The sequence below is a fragment of the Nostoc sp. genome, assembly GCF_036917775.1.
In the GTDB taxonomy this organism is placed as follows: Bacteria; Cyanobacteriota; Cyanobacteriia; order Cyanobacteriales; family Nostocaceae; genus Nostoc.
The window spans coordinates 38,870-58,989 of the sequence record NZ_JBALEQ010000051.1 but is presented as its reverse complement, the minus strand read 5'-3'; the positions used below and the strand labels follow the sequence as shown (position 1 = coordinate 58,989).

Genomic DNA, 20,120 nt, shown 5'->3' with positions numbered 1-20,120 from the left:
CCAACCTCAACTAATCTTATTTCGGTTTTTCGACACAATATTCTTGAATATATTACAGTTGAAAGTTCTCAGTTTCCTCTAGAAAAGACTTTTTTTGCGACTTCCGATATAATCGAATCTATTTTTGGTAAATACAAACATTTTTCTTCTAGATGTCCTTTCAAACAGATAGGTCAGATAATTCTAAATATTTCTTTATGTACTATGAATTTCACTAGTCTGATGGTTAAGGAGGCATTAGAAAATGTTCGCTATCTTGACCTTCAGGCTTGGTCATCTCAAGTTTTTGGTCAGTCCACGCTCTCAAAAAGAAAAACTGTATTTTCGGACTCAATTGACAACACAATAATTGCATGAAGTTTGTTAGCAATTTCTCTACAAAGTCAACATCCTAGCCTCAAGCTAGGGAAAGACAAAACATATTATTTGTAAATTTCCCAAATTATTTATACTAAATTTAGAATTTTGAATTATCTTTGGTGCGAATTAAAAATTGTAATTTCTTAATAATTTATTTTAAATTTACTAAAAAGGTTGACTCCGATTATGTTTCGTTAAAATTGAATTGCTGCTATAAATACAAAAATGTATTTAAATAAGGTGTAATAAATTACTATATAAATCCGGCAGTATTTACCTAGTCGTAATTTTAGAACCGTGCAAATTCATCCTCACTCGGAATTTAACCATAACCGCGATCGCCCTGAACAGGGTTTGCAAAATTTGCTTGATCGCCTTGTTAAAACAATGCAGCGCGATGAGTTAGTCAGGCAAACAACAAATCAACTCAGAGAATCGCTTCAGGTTGATCGGATGGTGTTGTATTATTTTTACAGTCAGTGGGAAGGACAAGTAACTTTTGAATCTTTGAGTTCTCAAGAATTCTCAATACTTGGTTCCACAGGCCCAGATAATTGTTTTAACAACGAGTATGCTGCTTTATACTTAGCAGGACGGGTAAAAGCGATCGCTGATATCGAATTAGAGCCAATCGAGGCTTGTCACCGAGATTTTCTGTGCAGTATGCAGGTTCGTGCCAACTTGGTTGTACCAATTTTGATTCCTAGAGGATTATGGGGATTGCTAGCAGCACATCACTGTCAAGGGCCTCATGATTGGTCGGCATCAGATATAGAAATGATGCAAACAGGGGCACAAACTCTAGCGACAGATCGTAATATTTTGGAGAGCTAAAATAATTCGTAATTCGTAATTCTTAGTTAAAAGAGCGGTTATAAACCGCGTCTACATAAGGCTTTACCCACCTCCGTGGGTTTCAAACCCTCAATTTTTTCTAGTTAAGGAGAAAGAATTATGAAATTTGGTTACACGGTCATCTGGGTAGACGATGTAGTTAAAACGGTTGAGTTTTACGAAAAAGCCTTTGGTCTAGTTCGTCGCACTCTCCAGGATAAAGGACAATCTATCTGGGCAGAAATCGAAACTGGCAGCACTACATTAGCTTTCTCCTCTAGTAGCGAAGCACAGAAATTATTTCCTGGTGGTTGCCATCCCAACGATCCCACACAACCACCGACATTGATTGAGATATCATTTATTACACCTGATGTTGGTAGCGCTTACATGAGAGCGATCGGCGCTGGTGCAAAAACCCTAGATGCTCCTAAAAGTCAGCCTGGGGGACAAATGATTGCTCGTGTCCGCGATCCTAACGGTGTGTTGGTGTCGTTGGTGAGCGCCTAAGTAGCAAATTGCCTTTTAGCAGATGTCCTGATCTAGATGGCTGCTTCTAGATTTGGCTTATACTAACCATAGGAAAACAGCACTGCTCAAATATTAAAATGCTACTTATTCCTACTGTTACCCCGATTCCCCTTGTAACTGATGCAAATGGCGTTGTTAAAATTAGCAAAACCCGCATCACTTTAGATACAGTGGTTACAGCTTTCCTTGAAGGGGCTACAGCAGAAGAGATCAGAGAACAGTACCCATCGCTTCATCTTTGGGATATCTATTTTGTGATTGGTTATTACTTAGAACACCAAGCCGAGGTTGATGCCTACCTTCTAGAGCGTCAAAGACTTGCTGCGGAGGTTCAGCAGGAAGCTGAAAAGCGTTTTAACCCTATTGGAGTGCGCGGTCGCCTTTTAGCAAGACGCAACCCACAAGGGTAAATTACGATGCTGCGTTTCTTAGCTGATGAGAACTTTAATAATCAGAAATAATCAGATTATTCGTGGTGTTTTGCCCCCAATCTAAAATCTGAAATTTTATGGATTCCAATGCTTTGCTGTGTGCAGCGATCGCAAATCACATTACCACCAATCCTCAACAACGAATTACTTTCGCCCAATTCATGGATTTGGCATTATACCATCCTGAATACGGCTACTATTCCAGCGATGCCCTCAAAATTGGTTTTAAAGGTGGTGATTTTTTCACCTCTCCTAACCTCTGTGCTGACTTTGGTGAGTTACTAGCAGAACAATTTTTCCAGATGTGGGAGATTTTAGGAAAACCTGTACCCTTTTCTCTGGTAGAAATGGGAGCAGGTCAAGGATTGCTAGCTTTGCATATCCTTAAATATCATCAACAGCACCACCCAGATTTTTTTACGGCGCTGGAGTACATCATTGTTGAAAAGTCCGCAACTTTAAGACAAGAACAGCAGCAACGCTTGCAAGATTTCCCGGTGCGTTGGTGCAATCTAGAGGAAATACCACCAAATGCGATCGCAGGTTGCTTTTTCTCTAACGAGTTAGTAGATGCTTTCCCCGTACATCAATTCATCCTAGAAACGGGAGAACTCCGAGAAATTTACGTAACAACAGATAGTAATGATAAAGAAACCAATGCCCCATACCCATCATTTATAGAAGTCACAGGAGAACCTTCAACGCCCCAACTGGCTAAATATTTAGACTTAGTGGAAATGAACTTTACCCAAAGTGCATATCCAGATGGCTACCGTAGTGAAATTAATTTAGCGGCTGGTGACTGGTTGAGTATAGTAGCAGACCGCTTGCAGCGCGGCTATGTGTTAACAATTGATTATGGCTACCCTGCCAGCCGTTACTATAATCCCAGGCGATCGCAAGGAACCCTACAGTGTTATTATCATCATCGTTTCCATGACAACCCTTATATTAATATTGGGCGACAAGATATCACTGCCCATGTTGACTTTACGGCTTTGGAACGCTGGGGCGAACGGTGCAATTTAAAGAATATTGGTTTTATCCAGCAGGGATTATTTTTGATGGCGTTGGGGTTAGGCGATCGCATTGCAGCCCTTTCCGAGCAAAAACAACCTCTCTCACAGTTACTACAGCATCGGGATGCACTACACCAACTTATAGATCCCACAGGACTCGGTGGCTTTGGAGTCTTAATTCAGAGCAAAGGTCTGGACAATACAGAAACTTCTCAAAAACTCAAAGGATTGACCCTGCCAGAGTAAAGGTAAATTTGAAAAGTTAAAACTCTATTTAAGAATGCAGTATCAATCTTATCTAGACTAGCATAACAGTGAATACTGTAAAGTTAAACACAATACAAAAGTAATAATTATGTCCACCCATGACCTGCTAATGCTAGTAACACTACTTGCTCCTGGTATTTTACTTTCAGTGATAATTATGGCGACTTTTGCGGCTGGTGGCTAATCAGCAAAGACGAAGTTATCAGTGTTCAAAGATAACTGTTCACTGATAACTGATAAGCTAAAAAACATCTAATTTGCATAATCGAATAAACATAACTCTTGGGGGGTAGGCCGAAAAGCCCGCCCAGCTTGTGCAATTTCAATGTGGAATAGCTGATCAAAATCAAACAATGGAAACGCGATGTCTACAACAGACTACGCCTACGCTGTATTAAAGGAACGTGAAAAATGAAGGTGGCATTTCTGGGAACTGGACTGATGGGACTACCAATGGCTCAAAGGTTATTAGCCGCAGATATACAGCTAGTTGCCTACAATCGCACCCCAGAAAAATTAGCACCACTACAAGCAGCTGGGGCTGAAATTGCTACACATCCCCGCCACGCCATTCGTGCTGCTGAGTGCGTAATTCTCATGCTGACTAATGCCCCTGCCATTTATAATGTGTTGCTTTCAGATACTGCTTGGCAAACTCTGGAAGGGCGCACAATCATCCAAATGGGAACAATTACTCCCACAGAAAGCCAGGAAATTAGAGACGCGATCGTTGGTGGTGGTGGTGAATATTTAGAAGCACCAGTATTAGGGAGTATCCCGGAAGCAAAAGCTGGGAAATTGAGTGTAATGGTAGGGGCAGAGCCAGAACAATATCAACGGCACTTGAAGTTACTCCAAAATTTTGGGACAGAACCTTTACTTATAGGGCCAGTAGGATCTGCGGCAGCGCTTAAATTGGCACTAAATCAACTAATAGCTTCCCTAACAACTAGCTTTGCTCTGAGCCTGGCTTTTGTCCAGCGTCAGGGTGTTGATGTGGATATGTTTATGCAAATCTTGCGCGACAGTCCACTCTACGCACCTACCTTTGACAAAAAGCTACAACGTATGTTGGATGGCAATTATGCCGATCCGAATTTCCCCACAAAACACTTGCTCAAAGATACAGAATTGTTTATCTCTGAAGCGAAATCTCGAAGCTTGGATCTCAGCAGTATTAAAGGTGTGCGGCAAATCTTGCAAACAGCCGTGAAAATGTCATTTGCCGATGATGATTACTCATCACTATTTTCTGTAATTAAAGAATGGGGAGAGTGATGGAGGAATAAAAGGGAAAAGGGGAAAGGGGAAAGGGATGAACCGGTCGCCCACAATTGGTCTCGCTTTTTACCTTCCCCCCTTCCCCTTCTTCATAACCCTTCCCCTTCTTCATAAATTTAAGTAGGGTAGCACAACTAGCTGTACTACCCTACTTAAAAAGTTTTTTTACACCCCGGCATCCCTGATATGCCTTTTGAAAATGCTAAATTAAAAGGTTTTAATCTTTAAATAACGATATTACTGCCCATTAGTAGTTGATTGAGGAAATGGTAGAGATTCAGTCTGGGGTTGAGGCTGAGGTTCAGGTTTAGGATTCAGAAAATCCTGCCAAGCCTTAATCTGCTCTTGCGCCGCACTGTAAGCAGCACTACCGCGTGGAATCGATTTTGCAATATCAATTCCTCTAGCAATATCAGACTGACCTTGAGAGCGGGCTATTTCTAACAACTGCTGACTCCATTGGTCAATGGCCAGATTCGCATCCATACGTAGGATGCTATTGTTTGAAACCCGATCTGCCAGCCTTATTGCTTCAACCAAAGCTTCTGGCGTACCAGCCGCACCAACTTCTTGGGCTTTTTTCCAGTTTTCTCTAGCGCGGATTTGCCCTTCCCAATCATTTATCGCAGCTTGCGCTTCCCCAGAAAGCGCCCTTCCCGATGAGGCAATTTGTTGAGCGGCGCTAATGGCGGCGGTAAGATTTCCACTCTGAGCTAGTTCTTGTGCTTGATCTAAGTAGGGTTGGTCTTGAATTCGCTGAATTTTTCCTATCCAAGTCCGAATTCTTTTCCGTGCTTCTGGATATAATGCCCGACCTCTACGAATTTCGCTAGCCTGAGCGATCGCAGCTTGCAAAGAGTTGATATCATCGAATACAGCTATCTGTTCGGCACGTTCTAAGTAAGGTTGGTCTTCAATTGTCTCCACTTGGGCCTGCCAGCGATCTATCTCTTGCCTCGCTTCTGTGGATCTGGGATTATTTGCAGGTATTAACTGCACCTGGGCGATCGCTGCTGTTAAATTAGGGACTGTTCCCTGGCTAGCCAACAACCTCGCTTTTTCTAGATTGGCAACATCTTCAATTTCCAACTGCCAACGAGCAATCAGTTGCTGGGCTTCGTTATACACTGGTCTGGAAGGATCGATTTGTTGTGCTTGAGCGATCGCAGCCTCTAAACCAGAAACGTTACCGATCCAAGCACTTCTTTTCGCGTCAGCTATGGCGATAAAGTCGTCTGTTTCACCCTGTAGTTTCGTACTCTCTGGAATTTGTCTAGCAATATTCAGTGCTTCATCGGCATCTCGCTTGTCTAGTTTTGCCTGTGCCAATTCCAGCATTTTGCGTCCAAATGCGGGAATCGCTTCTTGAGCTTTTTGGTAAAGGTAACTTTCCTGCCCAATAGACTCCGCTAGCTTGATGGCTTCCAGTAAATTATCAACTACTTTGCTGCTTGCTAAACTTTCTGCTTTTCCTAACTTATCGCCATCTTCCCGCGCTCCGGCGATTAGACGATTCAATTGGTCGTATTTAGTGCCCGCCCAGTATTGATTGTCTACGCGCAGCATTTTGGCGGATAACATGAACGCCGATTGCCAGCGCCGCTCTTTTACTTCTGCGATCGCACCATTGTATGTTTCTTCTGCCTTTGTCCAAATTGACTGCCATTTGTCAACTTGTTCATCGACTAACTTATAAGCTGCCACATCTTCGGGTATCTTGCGAGCAGTGGCGATCGCTTCCTCTAAATTCCCTGTTTGGAAACTTTGATCGGCTAGCTTCAAAATATCCCGCGACCATTCTTCGATGAAACGATCAATTTCTCCATGTAACGGGTGATTTTGTGGTAGTTGCTTCACCAGAGCGATCGCTTGCAATAGGTCGTTCACTGTTTGCTTAGAAGCAGCCAACTGAGCGCAATGTAGCCGCACAGAAGCACTAGCTAGGGGCCAGAAAATCGAGGGGCAATTAGGAGCAGCCGGCAACTTTAGCAGCATTGCCATTGCCAATAATCCTACACTGCCGGGAATCAACATTAGTAGTACTAGCCACAATGTCCAGCTTTTCATCCAGCGTGGCCATTTCCCAGAAGCACTACTGAGTTGGGCAGTCTCTCCTGAATGACTATTTATAGGTAATCCTTGTGTATGGTTTTTTTTTCGCCGCTTCACTGACTTGGAAGTAGAACCAGTGGGTGGGACACCAAATGGTTGAGTTTCACCGAATTGTTCTGTTCGGGATAATCTTTTGTTTTGATCTGGCTCTTTATCACTGGCTGAAGACCAACTGTCTGGAATATCCCGCTCTGTCATCTCTCACACCAAAATAATTGAATAGCGCTCTGTTTTAGGTCGATAATTCCATTGATGCCATAGTAACTTTCTCACGATCAAAAAGCTACTTTTTTTGATTATCCCTCTCCACAGAATACCATGTTCAATCTAAAAAATTAGTGTCTTTTTATACTTTATCCTGAGACAGTAGATTCAGCTTGCAAATCGGCAATTAGTTGAGCTAACTGATCGCTACTTGCCTGGTAAACGTTGCCGCAAAAGTCGCAAGTTGCTTCAGCACCATTATCTTTAACAATCATATCTTGCAGTTCGGCTTCTCCCAAAATTTTCAGTGCCCCCAAAACGCGATCGAAAGAACAACCACAGTGGAAGCGCAGCATTTGCCGTTCGGAAAAGATTTCCAGGCCCATATCGCCCAATAGGTCGCTAAAAATTTCAGTCAAATTCTTCCCAGCTTGCAACAATGGCGTAAATCCTGCCAAACCAGCGACCCGTGATTCTAAGGTTTCTACGAGGGCTTCATCTCTGGCAGCTTTGGGTAACACTTGTATTAGTAATCCTCCAGCCGCAGTGACTCCCCCTGCTCCCACAAACACACCTAAAACTAAAGCTGAAGGTGTTTGTTCAGAATTCACCAGATAATGAGCCACATCATCGCCAATTTCACCAGAAACCAGTTCTACCGTACTAGAGTAAGGATAACCATAACCGACATCTCGCACAACGTAGAGGTAGCCACTACCCACTGCACCACCGACATCTAGCTTACCTTTGGCATTAGGAGGTAACTCTACAGATGGATTCCCCACATACCCGCGTACCGTACCATCTAAGCCGGCATCTACCAATATGCCGCCTAAAGGACCATCGCCTTTCACCCGCACATTGACCCTTGATCCACTTCGCTTCATACTAGAAGCCATTAACAAGCCTGCCGCCATAGTCCGACCCAGTGCTGCCGTTGCCACATAAGAAAGCTTGTGTCGCTGCCGTGCTTCTTCTGTTAAACGTGTGGTGATCACACCTACGGCACGAATTCCACCTTCGGCTGCTGTTGCACGAATTAACTGATCCGCCATGAATAACCTTACATTTCTTAACAAGTTCACTTTTTCTATTCTAAGTTCTCTGCTGCAAGAAAAGTAACGTAGTGTGGTGTCACGTAATTAAACGGCTGTTATTGGTCATTACTCACTTGTACTGAGCGGTATCGCTCAAGCAAAAGCTCCGCTAACGTGCAGCGTCTCGTAGAGAAGTCGTTGGCGTAGCCTCTCGTAGAGAAGTATTGGTCATTAGTTATTTTCAAAGGACAAAGGACTAATGACTAATGACAAAGACTATTTGCAATATTAGAAATAGCGATATCTCACTTTTAGGCAATCTTAGAAAAATGCTAGGTAATTTTCAACAAAGTCAACTGCGAATCGAAATTGAAGCGCCAACAGATGCAATTCGTGATAGTCTGCTGCATCCGGTACAACTAGAAAAATGGCTCTTAGCGCAACGCTTTGCGCCAGGAATGCCAGAAGAACTACTTCCGGGATTTCAGTTTACTACCTGGACTGGCCCAGTCTCGATTCATCATCAAGTAGACGTTGTAAAATCCAACTGTCTCCGTTTGCTACTCAGTGGAGGTATTGACGGGTTTCATGAATGGTATTGGGGAGAAGGTTGGGTGCAATCCCGCTTGGAAGGAGTTTCACTTTTGCCCTTAAATTTGGGTCAAACCTTGAGTTTGTTGAGCTTGCGTCAATTTCTGGCAACTCAAGGACGTTGAATCAGCTGAATGTAAAGGGATTGGGAATTGGAGCATGAGGCATTGGTTATTCTTTGCGTCCCGATTCCCTAGTTCAAGAGCCAGAAAGAATACCTACAAGAATTTTTACCAGCACAATTGAAGAAGAATTCAGCTATTCTGAATTCAGGAGTCAGAATCACAATCGGATGGGGATTCAGACCCCAACCAATTGTAGACACCGTGCAGACGATGGGGTTTTAAACCCGTTTATTCATCTACCAGCGATGCACTGAGCGTGGTCGAAGTATCGCACAGAATTCAATTCTGTTAGCGGAAGCGGGGCGTTTAGCCCATTCTGGCTCCTGACTCCTGAATTCTGTTTGATAAAACGAGCAATTCAATTAGAGTTTTGAAATCTTTGAATTACTTTTAATCGTCAGCCGTCAACACTTGTTCAACTGTTAATTCTAACTCTGGAAAAGTTTGAGATTGAATGCGAGCGCTACCAAAAAACTCTACTGGTTCGTATAATTCTTCTATCAATGTGAAGACAGTGACTTTGCTCGTTAATAGATCGACAATCCAATATTCGGGAATATTTAAAACGTTATACTCAACTCGCTTGGCTCGATAGTCTACAGTTTTTGTGGATTCGCTGACGACTTCTACCACTAACAAAGGAGGTGATTCGTTGAGTTCAATAACTGCTTCTCGGTTTCTCAACTCCCGCCACTGAGACAATGGAATCACAACTACATCTGGAACTCTCGATGTATCCCATTTGCCAGCACGAGGGGAACGAACACCGATAACCATTTGTTTAGAAGTCCAATCTAACTTTAGTCGGAGAATTTCTCCTCGAAAGGAAACATTGATAAATTCTGTTACCGCCCCATGTTGTCCACTTCCCAGACTCATGGGTATTAGTTCTCCATTAACCAATTCATAGCGGGTATCAGTGCCATCATCATAAGCCAGATACTCTTCAAAGGTAAGTCGTTTAGTAACTGCTGGGGTTGTAGTCATGGCACGATCATCTGATTGCCTTTATCTGATTCTAATTCGGCTTTACCACCAACACCGAACAATTAGCTTCTTCCACAACTTGACTGCTAACAGAACGCTGGACAATTCGCTTCATCCCAATCAATCCCCGACTACCAATTATAATTAAGTTAGCTTTGTAAATATTGGCAAGACGAATAATCTCTTCCGCAGGATCGCCAGTTACGAGTTCTAACTCACTTGAGACTGATAATTTTTCCTGATAGGATTGCAAATGTTTTTCCAGTTGAAAATAAGAAAATGTTGGGGACTCCGGCTGAGGACGATCGGCAGGTATTTCCATTTCAGACTCTGGTGTAGGAAATACATGACAGAGAATAACTTTGGCATCTTTTGATAACACCAAATTATCTAAACTCTGAATTACTTGTTCTCCCATTTCTGAACCGTCCAGAGCTATCAAAATATTCTTTAGCACCGCTCTCGTCTCCTATAGTAGACCCCGTTACATAAGTATGTAGTAAAACTTGTTAGTAGCTACACTAAATTATTTTTATATTTGCCTATAGGACTCATATTTGATTTTTGAACAAAACTCAGTACACATTTACATTTATTCCTTCTTCCCAATCCCCAGTCCCCAGTAAAGAGTCCCTTACCTCTACGAGTGATTCAGAAATCAAAGACGCTCGATAGCGCAGCGTTAGCGACGCAGGAGCGTCTGACTCGCTACCGCTTCGCTATCGGATTGCTATATTTAGTATATATTTTCGAGGTTATGCGATGAATTGGTTTCACCCAAATTTGACGTTAGTACATTGTAGAAAGATATTTTCGCCAGTCGTTTGGGGACGCTAAGACTTACTACATAATCGGTAATTACAATAATTACAATACAATAGGCGGGCAATGTCTAGTAGATGCCCGCCAAAAACCTGAAAGCAGGGTAGCAAATGCTTTATTTGCTACCTAAAAAGTGACTTTTGTCAACAGTATTAAAAAAAATTAACCATTCCAAATCACTCCTCTTGCTGAATTCGGCGGCGGACTGAATCAGCATGAGAAGGTAAACCTTCTGCTGTTGCTAGCACATCAATAGCACCAGCCACATTTTGCAGCGCAGTTTGGGAGTATTGAATAATACTGGAATGTTTGAGGAAAGTTTCTACCCCTAACGCCGAAGCATAGCGGGCAGCGCCAGAAGTTGGCAAGGTGTGGTTAGGCCCTGCCAAATAGTCTCCTACAGCTTCTGGTGTTGAGTAACCCAAAAAGATTGCCCCAGCGTGGCGAATCTGTGGTAGGAGTGCCCAAGGGTCTTTTACTTCTAATTCCAGGTGTTCAGGGGCAAATTCATTTGAGAGTTCTGCTGCTGCTTGGAGCGATTCCACAAGGACAATCAACCCATAATGAGCGATCGCTTTTTCTGTGTCTATTCGCCGTGGGTGATCCACTAGTTGTCTTTCCAAGGCTAATTGCACATTTTTCGCCAAAGCCGCATCTGTCGTCAGCAAAATTGCTGCCGCCATTGGATCGTGTTCGGCTTGGGCTAGCAAGTCAGCAGCTACATGCACCGGATTTGCGGTTTCATCGGCAATTACCAGCACTTCGCTCGGACCTGCCAAAGAATCAATCCCGACGGTACCATATACAAGTTTTTTCGCAAGGGTAACATAAATGTTACCAGGGCCAGTAATCACATTCACTTTCGGAATTGTTTCTGTGCCATAGGCTAAAGCAGCGATCGCTTGTGCGCCCCCAATACGATAAATTTCTTGCACTCCTGCTTCTTGGGCAGCTACTAAGACTGCTGGGTTAATTACACCTCCTGGACCTGGTGGTGTCACCATTACTATATGAGGTACAGCAGCAACATGAGCCGGAATTGCATTCATCAGCACTGTACTAGGATAGGCGGCACGACCACCAGGCACATACAACCCCGCTCGGTCTACAGGGGTGTAGCGTTTGCCCAGCACTACTTCATCGTCGCCAAAGTGTACCCAGCTTTTTGGTACTCGCTGACGATGAAACGCTTCAATTTGGCGGCAAGCTAGCCGAACTGCGCCCAACAACTCTTTTGACACCTGCTGATAGGCTGCATCCAGTTCCGAGCCTGTAACTCGGAGTTCTTCTGCTTTCAGGGTTTGTTTGTCAAATTCGGCTGTGTAATGCAATACAGCTTTATCGCCTTGGCGCTTCACTGCTTGCAAAACTTCGCGTACCGTTGCTTCTTTGTGAAGCACCTGTTCGTCATGGGTGCGATCGCAGATCCGTTGCAGTTCTGCTCTAACATCTGCCTGCTGAGTAATGATTCGCAGCATGGAGTAAGGACAATGCCAAAATTATAATATTCACACCTGAGATTTAGTATTGCTCTTGACCCACTGGGGTGTGCAAGCTGACTCTAATTCTCTTCTCTAGCTTAACCTGGATTTTTTTGATACTCTCAAGGTTGCCAGCAGATGGTTTGCTTGAGAAGGCGACTTAATTGCTCAGTCCGACAACCCTTAGCAGGATAGCGGCAGGATGTGGGTGTGCCATTTCCCATTACCCTTATGCCCTTTCCCTCACTCCTTGCGGAGTGCAGGTGATGTGTTTGCACATCCAATCCCCTAGATTTACAGGGGGTAGGGTCTGAGTATAATTTTTACTTATTTTCCTAACTTCTCAGTAGTTTACATTTGTACAGACACGATATAGTATCATTTCTATACTTTGATAACCCTGGAATTTAGCTGTTTACAGTTCTTTGCCTCTAATAATAGATCCTAAAATTCAGGAAATATTACATTGGCAACCACATCGCTTTCTCAGGTAGTGGTGAGTTAGGATAACAGTTTTATTTGATATGGCTTATTTTAACGCATTTCCTAAATTGACGACATACTCAATTGCGGACTGAAGAGATTTAGAAAGCAGGGCAAGAAGAACTATTGTCCAATGGCAGATTTTTTTTAGGAAATTATAACATTGGCAATTTGGATGCTATATTAGTAAGTCTAGTAGTGTGTGTACATATTAATAGTATTTTTGGAATTGACTGTGGCGAATACAAAGTCTGCTCTCAAGCGTGCCCAAATCGCAGAACGTAACCGACTGCGTAACAAAGCTTACAAATCAGCAGTCAAGACGCTGATGAAGAAATACTCTAATGCTGTAGCTGTCTATGCAGCTAATCCTACCCCAGAATTACAAGAAGAAGCACAGGCTCGGTTATCCGAAGCTTACGGCAAAATCGATAAAGCAGTCAAACGGGGTGTCCTTCACCCCAACAATGGGGCAAGGAAAAAGTCAAGATTGGCTCATAAACTAAAGCCCATCACTCAAACTGCTGAGTAGTCATTTGTCCTTAGTCATTTGTCCTTAGTCATTAGTCTTTAGCAAAGGATAAATGACAAAGGACAAACAACAAAGAATAAAGAACAAAGAATGCAACTGGTAGACACGCACGTTCATCTCAACTTTGATACTTTTCAGCCGGATTTAGCAACAGTGCGATCGCGGTGGCAAGAAGCAGGAGTAGTGCGTTTAGTACATTCCTGTGTTCACCCAGGTGAGTTTTCCACCATTCAATCCATAGCACACCAGTTTCCTGAAATCAGCTTTGCTGTGGGATTACATCCTTTAGATGCTGAGAAATGGAATAGCGAAACAGCCGAGACAATCAAAGCTTTAGCTAGTTCTGACTCGAATGTGGTAGCAATTGGAGAAATGGGGCTGGATTTTTACAAGGCTGATAACTATGAGCATCAGCTTTTAGTATTTGAGTCACAGTTAGCGATCGCATCTGAACTCAATTTACCAGTAATTATCCACTGCCGTGATGCTGCTATAGCAACCAGAGAAGTGTTGCAAAAATGGCGGAAACTTAAGGGAGAAAGAGTACGGGGTGTTATGCATTGCTGGGGAGGAACGCCAGAAGAAACCCAATGGTTTCTCGATTTAGGCTTCTACATCAGCTTTAGCGGGACGGTAACGTTCAAAAATGCCAAAGCAATCCAATCATCAGCTGCGATGGTGAGTAGCGATCGCCTACTGATTGAAACAGACTGCCCATTTCTCGCCCCAGTTCCTAAACGGGGCCAGAGGCGTAATGAGCCTGCCTACGTGCTTTATGTAGCCGAGCAAATAGCGAAACTGCGTCAAGAAACAGTAGAAGCGATTGCCCATCAAACCACCCAAAACGCCTGTGAATTATTTGGTCTGTCAATATAAAAGTGGGCTTTAATCACTTTTATTCAGTTGTGATAAAAAAATAAAACTCTAGGGGGACAAAAATATGCTAATATTATTCCCTCAAAAACATTTTGCGTGCGCCATAATGATAAAGGAAGGAACCTAAAATTTCTGAGCCTAATTTTCAATGATGTTATCAGCTTGGCCATCCTCCAAATCTCTACAAGCGGATGCTCTCCACACATGACTTACCGTGCCAAACCAGGTTGAGCTAGACTTTATTTTGCACAACATCGGCTTGATGTGTATTTAACCTATAGAAAATCCTTAAACGAAATTGCCTTGTGAGTACAATCCAGCAAAACGAAGTAATTCTGATTCAAAACCGACAAGGTGCGGATCGTTCCCTCAGTCTTAGGATATCTAAGATATCACTGAGAATATAAATAGCCGGGTGGATTTAAAACACACCGTCTAGAGCTGCGTCAGCAAATTAACGCGCTTTTTGGAGGGGAAATGAAGAACGTAGATAAAACTCAGGAATATCTCAACTGTATATTCTTCTTAAATCAAGACTATACTGAGTTTTTGGTGTCTGAGTACCCGATTAGGGGCAATTATCCCCTTGTCCAAATTGCTCATTCCAGCTTTAATCGCTGCGTTTGCCCACACCTGTAAATAGCAAGTGTGTCAAAAGTTCCCAAACAACTAAGGACACTGACTAGCAGTGGGAAGCGTAAAACAGCAGTGTCCAAGGGAAAATTTTACCAGGTTGACAAAGGAAGAGGCATGACTAAAGAAACATACATGGAACCCGCCTTTCTGTTGCCCGACTTGATTGAAATCCAGCGATCGAGCTTTCGCTGGTTTTTGGAAGAAGGGCTGATAGAAGAACTTAACTCCTTTAGTCCTATTACAGATTATACGGGCAAATTAGAATTGCACTTTTTGGGTCATAACTACAAACTCAAAGAGCCAAAGTATAGCGTCGAAGAAGCCAAGCGGCGGGATAGTACTTATGCCGTCCAAATGTATGTTCCCACACGGTTGATTAATAAGGAAACCGGGGAAATCAAAGAGCAAGAGGTATTCATTGGTGACTTGCCTTTGATGACCGATCGCGGCACGTTTATTATTAACGGAGCCGAACGGGTAATTGTCAATCAAATCGTGCGATCGCCAGGCGTTTATTACAAATCAGAAATCGACAAAAACGGGCGACGTACTTATTCAGCTAGCTTAATTCCTAACCGGGGAGCATGGCTGAAATTTGAAACAGACCGTAATGATTTGGTGTGGGTACGTATCGACAAAACCCGCAAACTCTCGGCGCAGGTACTCCTAAAAGCTTTAGGCTTATCAGACAACGAAATCTTTGACGCTTTACGCCACCCCGAATATTTCCAAAAAACTATCGAAAAAGAAGGGCAATTTTCTGAAGAAGAAGCCCTGATGGAGTTATATCGGAAACTGCGTCCTGGTGAACCACCTACAGTGTTAGGTGGACAACAACTGCTAGACTCTCGTTTCTTTGACCCGAAACGTTATGACCTTGGTCGCGTTGGACGGTACAAACTCAACAAGAAATTGCGCCTTTCAGTCCCAGACACCATGCGGGTGTTGACTGCTGGCGATATTTTGGCAGCCGTAGATTACCTAATTAACCTAGAATATGACATCGGTAATATCGATGACATTGACCACTTAGGCAACCGTCGGGTGAGAAGCGTCGGTGAATTGCTGCAAAACCAAGTAAGAGTAGGCTTAAACCGCTTAGAGAGAATTATTCGGGAACGGATGACCGTATCCGATGCCGAAGTGCTAACTCCCGCTTCCTTGGTGAACCCCAAACCATTGGTAGCAGCAATTAAAGAATTCTTTGGTTCCAGCCAGTTAAGTCAGTTCATGGATCAAACCAATCCTCTCGCAGAACTGACCCACAAACGCCGTCTGAGTGCCCTTGGCCCTGGTGGTTTAACCCGTGAACGCGCTGGGTTTGCCGTGCGGGATATTCACCCTAGTCACTATGGACGTATTTGCCCCATTGAGACACCAGAAGGCCCCAACGCCGGATTGATTGGCTCCTTAGCAACTCATGCGCGGGTGAACCTGTACGGATTCTTAGAAACGCCATTTAGACCTGTGTCCAATGGGCAAGTCAGATTTGACGTGCCTCCAGAATACATGACAGCCGATGAAGAAGATGATCTACGGGTTGCTCCTGGAGATATTCCTGTAGATGAAACTGGGCACATTATTGGGCCACTAGTACCAGTCCGGTATCGCCAAGAATTTTCCACCACAACACCAGAACAGGTGGACTACGTAGCAGTATCTCCCGTACAGATTGTGTCGGTAGCAACCAGCATGATTCCCTTCTTGGAGCATGATGACGCTAACCGAGCGCTGATGGGGTCGAATATGCAACGGCAAGCAGTACCCCTGCTTAAGCCAGAACGTCCTCTAGTGGGTACTGGCTTGGAAGCCCAAGGAGCAAGAGACTCCGGGATGGTGATTGTATCGCGTACTGATGGCGATGTTACTTATGTGGATGCTACAGAAATTCGCGTCCGTCCTAAACCTAACACCTCCGAAATTAGATACACCCTTTCCAAGTACCAACGCTCAAACCAAGACACCTGTTTAAATCAGAAACCCCTCGTCCGCATTGGTGAACGGGTTGTTGCTGGTCAAGTATTGGCTGACGGCTCCTCCACCGAAGGCGGTGAATTGGCGCTAGGACAAAATATCGTCGTTGCCTATATGCCTTGGGAAGGCTACAACTACGAGGACGCAATTTTAATCTCTGAAAGACTGGTACAGGATGATGTCTACACCTCAATTCACATTGAAAAATATGAAATTGAAGCTAGACAAACCAAACTGGGGCCAGAAGAAATCACCAGAGAAATTCCCAATGTCGGGGAAGATGCCTTGCGTCAGTTGGATGAACAGGGAATCATTCGGATTGGGGCATGGGTCGAAGCTGGAGATATCTTGGTAGGTAAGGTAACACCCAAAGGTGAATCTGACCAACCACCAGAAGAAAAACTATTACGGGCAATTTTCGGTGAAAAAGCGCGGGATGTGCGGGACAATTCCCTGCGAGTCCCTAACGGTGAAAAAGGTCGCGTAGTTGATGTGCGCTTGTTTACTCGTGAACAAGGCGATGAACTGCCACCAGGAGCCAATATGGTAGTCCGGGTGTACGTTGCCCAAAAACGCAAAATCCAAGTTGGCGACAAAATGGCAGGCCGCCACGGTAATAAAGGGATTATTTCTCGGATATTACCAGCAGAAGATATGCCTTATTTGCCCGATGGTTCACCAGTGGATATTGTACTTAACCCCTTGGGCGTACCCAGTCGGATGAACGTCGGACAAGTATTTGAATGCCTCTTGGGTTGGGCTGGTCAAACTTTGGGAGTCCGATTTAAGATTACTCCCTTTGACGAAATGTACGGTGAAGAGACATCTCGCCGAATCGTGCATGGCAAATTGCAAGAAGCACGTGACGAAACCGGGAAAGACTGGGTATATAACCCAGATAACCCAGGCAAAATCATGGTGTATGACGGTCGTACAGGCGAACCCTTTGACCGAGCAATTACCATCGGTGTGGCTTATATGCTGAAACTGGTGCATTTGGTGGATGATAAGATCCACGCCCGTTCCACAGGCCCATACTCACTGGTGACTCAGCAACCCTTGGGTGGTAAAGCACAACAAGGTGGTCAACGGTTTGGAGAAATGGAAGTGTGGGCATTGGAAGCCTTTGGTGCGGCTTACACCTTACAGGAATTGCTCACAGTTAAATCTGACGATATGCAAGGACGAAATGAAGCGTTAAATGCGATCGTTAAAGGTAAGGCAATTCCTCGTCCTGGAACCCCAGAATCCTTTAAGGTGCTAATGCGCGAGTTGCAATCATTAGGGTTGGATATTGCTGTACACAAGGTAGAAACCCAAGCAGATGGCAGTTCCCTAGATGTGGAAGTCGATTTGATGGCAGACCAATCAGCTCGTCGCACACCTCCTCGACCAACTTACGAATCTCTTTCCCGCGAATCGCTGGATGATGACGAATAAGGAGTGCTGAGTGCTGAGTGCTGAGTGCTGAGTATTAAAAACTCAGTAATTGGCATTTAGCACTTGGATATCTCTTAATTCAAACCTTAAAACTAAATATACTCAAAACTCATAACTCGAAACTCAGCACTTAAGTATGAGACCTGCCCAAACTAATCAGTTTGACTACGTAAAAATCGGCTTGGCTTCCCCCGAACGCATTCGGCAATGGGGCGAAAGAACATTGCCTAATGGTCAAGTAGTCGGTGAAGTTACCAAGCCAGAAACGATTAATTACCGAACTCTCAAGCCAGAAATGGATGGCTTATTTTGTGAGCGCATCTTTGGCCCAGCGAAAGATTGGGAATGCCATTGTGGTAAGTATAAAAGAGTTCGTCATAGAGGTATTGTCTGTGAGCGCTGTGGGGTAGAAGTCACCGAGTCACGGGTGCGTCGCCACCGCATGGGCTATATTAAACTCGCCGCACCAGTAGCTCACGTTTGGTATCTCAAAGGCATTCCTAGCTATATTTCCATCCTGTTAGATATGCCATTGCGGGATGTCGAGCAGATTGTCTATTTCAACTCTTATGTTGTCCTGAGTGCAGGTAATGCCGAAACTTTAACTTACAAACAACTACTGAGTGAAGACCAGTGGTTGGAAATAGAAGACCAAATTTATAGCGAAGATTCTGTGCTGCAAGGCGTAGAGGTAGGTATTGGGGCTGAAGCGCTGTTGCGTTTGCTTGCCGATATCAATTTGGAACAAGAAGCCGAAAGCCTACGCGAAGAAATTGGCAACGCCAAGGGACAAAAGAGAGCCAAGCTAATTAAGCGACTGCGGGTGATTGACAACTTTATCGCCACTGGTTCCAAGCCAGAGTGGATGGTAATGGCAGTTATTCCCGTGATTCCCCCGGACTTGCGCCCAATGGTGCAGCTAGATGGCGGACGGTTTGCCACGAGCGATTTGAATGATTTGTATCGGCGGGTCATTAACCGCAACAATCGTTTGGCACGCTTACAAGAAATTTTGGCACCTGAGATTATCGTGCGGAACGAAAAGCGGATGCTGCAAGAAGCAGTGGATGCTTTGATTGACAATGGTCGTCGGGGACGCACTGTGGTAGGGGCAAATAACCGACCCCTAAAATCTTTGTCCGACATTATTGAGGGTAAGCAAGGACGTTTCCGACAAAACTTGTTAGGTAAACGGGTTGACTACTCTGGACGTTCGGTAATTGTGGTCGGGCCAAAGCTGAAAATTCACCAGTGCGGTTTGCCTAGAGAAATGGCAATTGAGCTATTTCAACCATTTGTGATTAACCGCCTGATTCGTAGCGGTATGGTAAATAACATTAAAGCTGCGAAAAAGCTCATATCCCGCAATGATCCCAGTGTTTGGGATGTGCTGGAAGAGGTGATTGAAGGACACCCTGTGATGCTAAACCGGGCACCAACGTTGCACCGCTTGGGTATTCAGTCTTTTGAACCGATTTTGGTAGAAGGTAGAGCAATTCAACTGCATCCTCTGGTGTGTCCAGCGTTTAACGCCGACTTTGACGGCGACCAAATGGCGGTACACGTTCCTCTCTCGTTAGAAAGTCAGGCTGAAGCGCGGTTGTTGATGTTGGCTTCTAACAATATTTTGTCACCAGCCACGGGTAAACCAATCATCACGCCTAGCCAAGATATGGTGTTGGGAGCCTATTACTTAACAGCAGAAAATCCCGGTGCGACAAAGGGGGCAGGAAATTACTTTTCTTCGCTAGAGGATGTAATTATGGCTTTCCAGCAAGATCAAATTGACTTGCACGCCTATATTTACGTAAGGTTTGACGGCGAAATAGAATCAGACCAACCGGATACAGAACCCGTGAAAGTGACGGAAAACGAGGATGGTACCCGCACATTACTCTATAAGTTCCGTCGAGTCAGACAAGACGCTAAGGGCAATGTACTTTCACAGTACATATACACAACTCCTGGCCGCGTTATTTACAACAATGCCATTCAGGAAGCACTAGCAAGTTAATTCGTAATTTCTAATTCGTAATTCGTAATTAAAGAATTAATTACGAATTACGTAGCTTGCTTCTCGCGTTTGGCGAGTATTAC

At 44.1% G+C, this 20,120-nt stretch carries 15 protein-coding genes and 1 pseudogene; 11 read left to right on the top strand and 5 right to left on the bottom strand.

Annotation, left to right across the window (positions count from 1 at the left end):
* The 6 genes and pseudogenes from V7K69_RS07945 to V7K69_RS07920 all read left to right on the top strand — a co-directional run.
* Positions 1-357 (top strand): annotated as a pseudogene (locus tag V7K69_RS07945) (hypothetical protein); the annotation flags it as partial.
* Positions 358-657: 300 nt separating this feature from the next.
* Positions 658-1,194: a GAF domain-containing protein gene (locus V7K69_RS07940; protein WP_335033015.1), complete on the top strand. Its 537-nt coding sequence runs from the start codon at positions 658-660 to the stop codon at positions 1,192-1,194.
* A 120-nt stretch (positions 1,195-1,314) separates the two neighbouring features.
* Positions 1,315-1,704, top strand: a complete 390-nt coding sequence (locus tag V7K69_RS07935) for a VOC family protein (protein WP_335033013.1) — start codon at positions 1,315-1,317, stop codon at positions 1,702-1,704.
* Positions 1,705-1,802: 98 nt separating this feature from the next.
* Complete coding sequence (locus tag V7K69_RS07930) at positions 1,803-2,135, top strand: DUF433 domain-containing protein (protein WP_335033012.1); 333 nt, start codon at positions 1,803-1,805, stop codon at positions 2,133-2,135.
* Between the two features lie 98 nt (positions 2,136-2,233).
* Complete coding sequence (locus tag V7K69_RS07925; protein ID WP_335033010.1) at positions 2,234-3,421, top strand: class I SAM-dependent methyltransferase; 1,188 nt, start codon at positions 2,234-2,236, stop codon at positions 3,419-3,421.
* Positions 3,422-3,853: 432 nt separating this feature from the next.
* A complete protein-coding gene (locus tag V7K69_RS07920) occupies positions 3,854-4,720 on the top strand; it encodes an NAD(P)-dependent oxidoreductase (protein ID WP_335033008.1) in 867 nt (288 codons plus the stop codon).
* Positions 4,721-4,960: 240 nt separating this feature from the next.
* Here the strand turns inward: V7K69_RS07920 and V7K69_RS07915 are convergent, their stop codons facing one another.
* Together V7K69_RS07915 and hslO are read right to left on the bottom strand one after the other, a co-directional pair.
* Positions 4,961-7,033, bottom strand: coding sequence for a chromosome segregation ATPase (locus V7K69_RS07915; RefSeq protein ID WP_335033006.1), 2,073 nt, complete (start codon positions 7,031-7,033; stop codon positions 4,961-4,963).
* 155 nt (positions 7,034-7,188) lie between these two features.
* Positions 7,189-8,094, bottom strand: coding sequence for an Hsp33 family molecular chaperone HslO (hslO, locus tag V7K69_RS07910; protein ID WP_335033004.1), 906 nt, complete (start codon positions 8,092-8,094; stop codon positions 7,189-7,191).
* Positions 8,095-8,405: 311 nt separating this feature from the next.
* Here hslO and V7K69_RS07905 point away from each other — a divergent pair, with 311 nt between their 5' ends.
* On the top strand, positions 8,406-8,792 hold the full coding sequence (locus V7K69_RS07905) for a hypothetical protein (RefSeq protein WP_163928971.1): 387 nt from the start codon (positions 8,406-8,408) through the stop codon (positions 8,790-8,792).
* A 390-nt stretch (positions 8,793-9,182) separates the two neighbouring features.
* Here V7K69_RS07905 and V7K69_RS07900 read toward each other — a convergent pair whose 3' ends face one another.
* From V7K69_RS07900 to hisD, 3 genes are all read right to left on the bottom strand, one after another.
* A complete protein-coding gene (locus V7K69_RS07900; protein ID WP_335033002.1) occupies positions 9,183-9,779 on the bottom strand; it encodes a Uma2 family endonuclease in 597 nt (198 codons plus the stop codon).
* A gap of 31 nt (positions 9,780-9,810) precedes the next feature.
* Positions 9,811-10,236, bottom strand: a complete 426-nt coding sequence (locus V7K69_RS07895) for a universal stress protein (RefSeq protein WP_335033000.1) — start codon at positions 10,234-10,236, stop codon at positions 9,811-9,813.
* A 541-nt stretch (positions 10,237-10,777) separates the two neighbouring features.
* Positions 10,778-12,079 (bottom strand): histidinol dehydrogenase, encoded by a 1,302-nt coding sequence (gene hisD, locus V7K69_RS07890; RefSeq protein WP_335032998.1) that lies wholly within the window; start codon positions 12,077-12,079, stop codon positions 10,778-10,780.
* A gap of 721 nt (positions 12,080-12,800) precedes the next feature.
* On the opposite strand from hisD, the gene rpsT reads away from it, so the two are divergent.
* From rpsT to V7K69_RS07870, 4 genes are all read left to right on the top strand, one after another.
* Entirely contained in the window at positions 12,801-13,097 is a 297-nt protein-coding gene (rpsT, locus tag V7K69_RS07885) for a 30S ribosomal protein S20 (RefSeq protein ID WP_174708239.1), read from the top strand.
* A gap of 90 nt (positions 13,098-13,187) precedes the next feature.
* Entirely contained in the window at positions 13,188-13,973 is a 786-nt protein-coding gene (locus V7K69_RS07880; protein WP_335032993.1) for a TatD family hydrolase, read from the top strand.
* 750 nt (positions 13,974-14,723) lie between these two features.
* On the top strand, positions 14,724-18,023 hold the full coding sequence (gene rpoB, locus V7K69_RS07875; RefSeq protein ID WP_335032991.1) for a DNA-directed RNA polymerase subunit beta: 3,300 nt from the start codon (positions 14,724-14,726) through the stop codon (positions 18,021-18,023).
* 136 nt (positions 18,024-18,159) lie between these two features.
* Positions 18,160-20,037, top strand: coding sequence for a DNA-directed RNA polymerase subunit gamma (locus tag V7K69_RS07870; protein ID WP_094342607.1), 1,878 nt, complete (start codon positions 18,160-18,162; stop codon positions 20,035-20,037).
* Positions 20,038-20,120 lie beyond the last annotated feature (83 nt).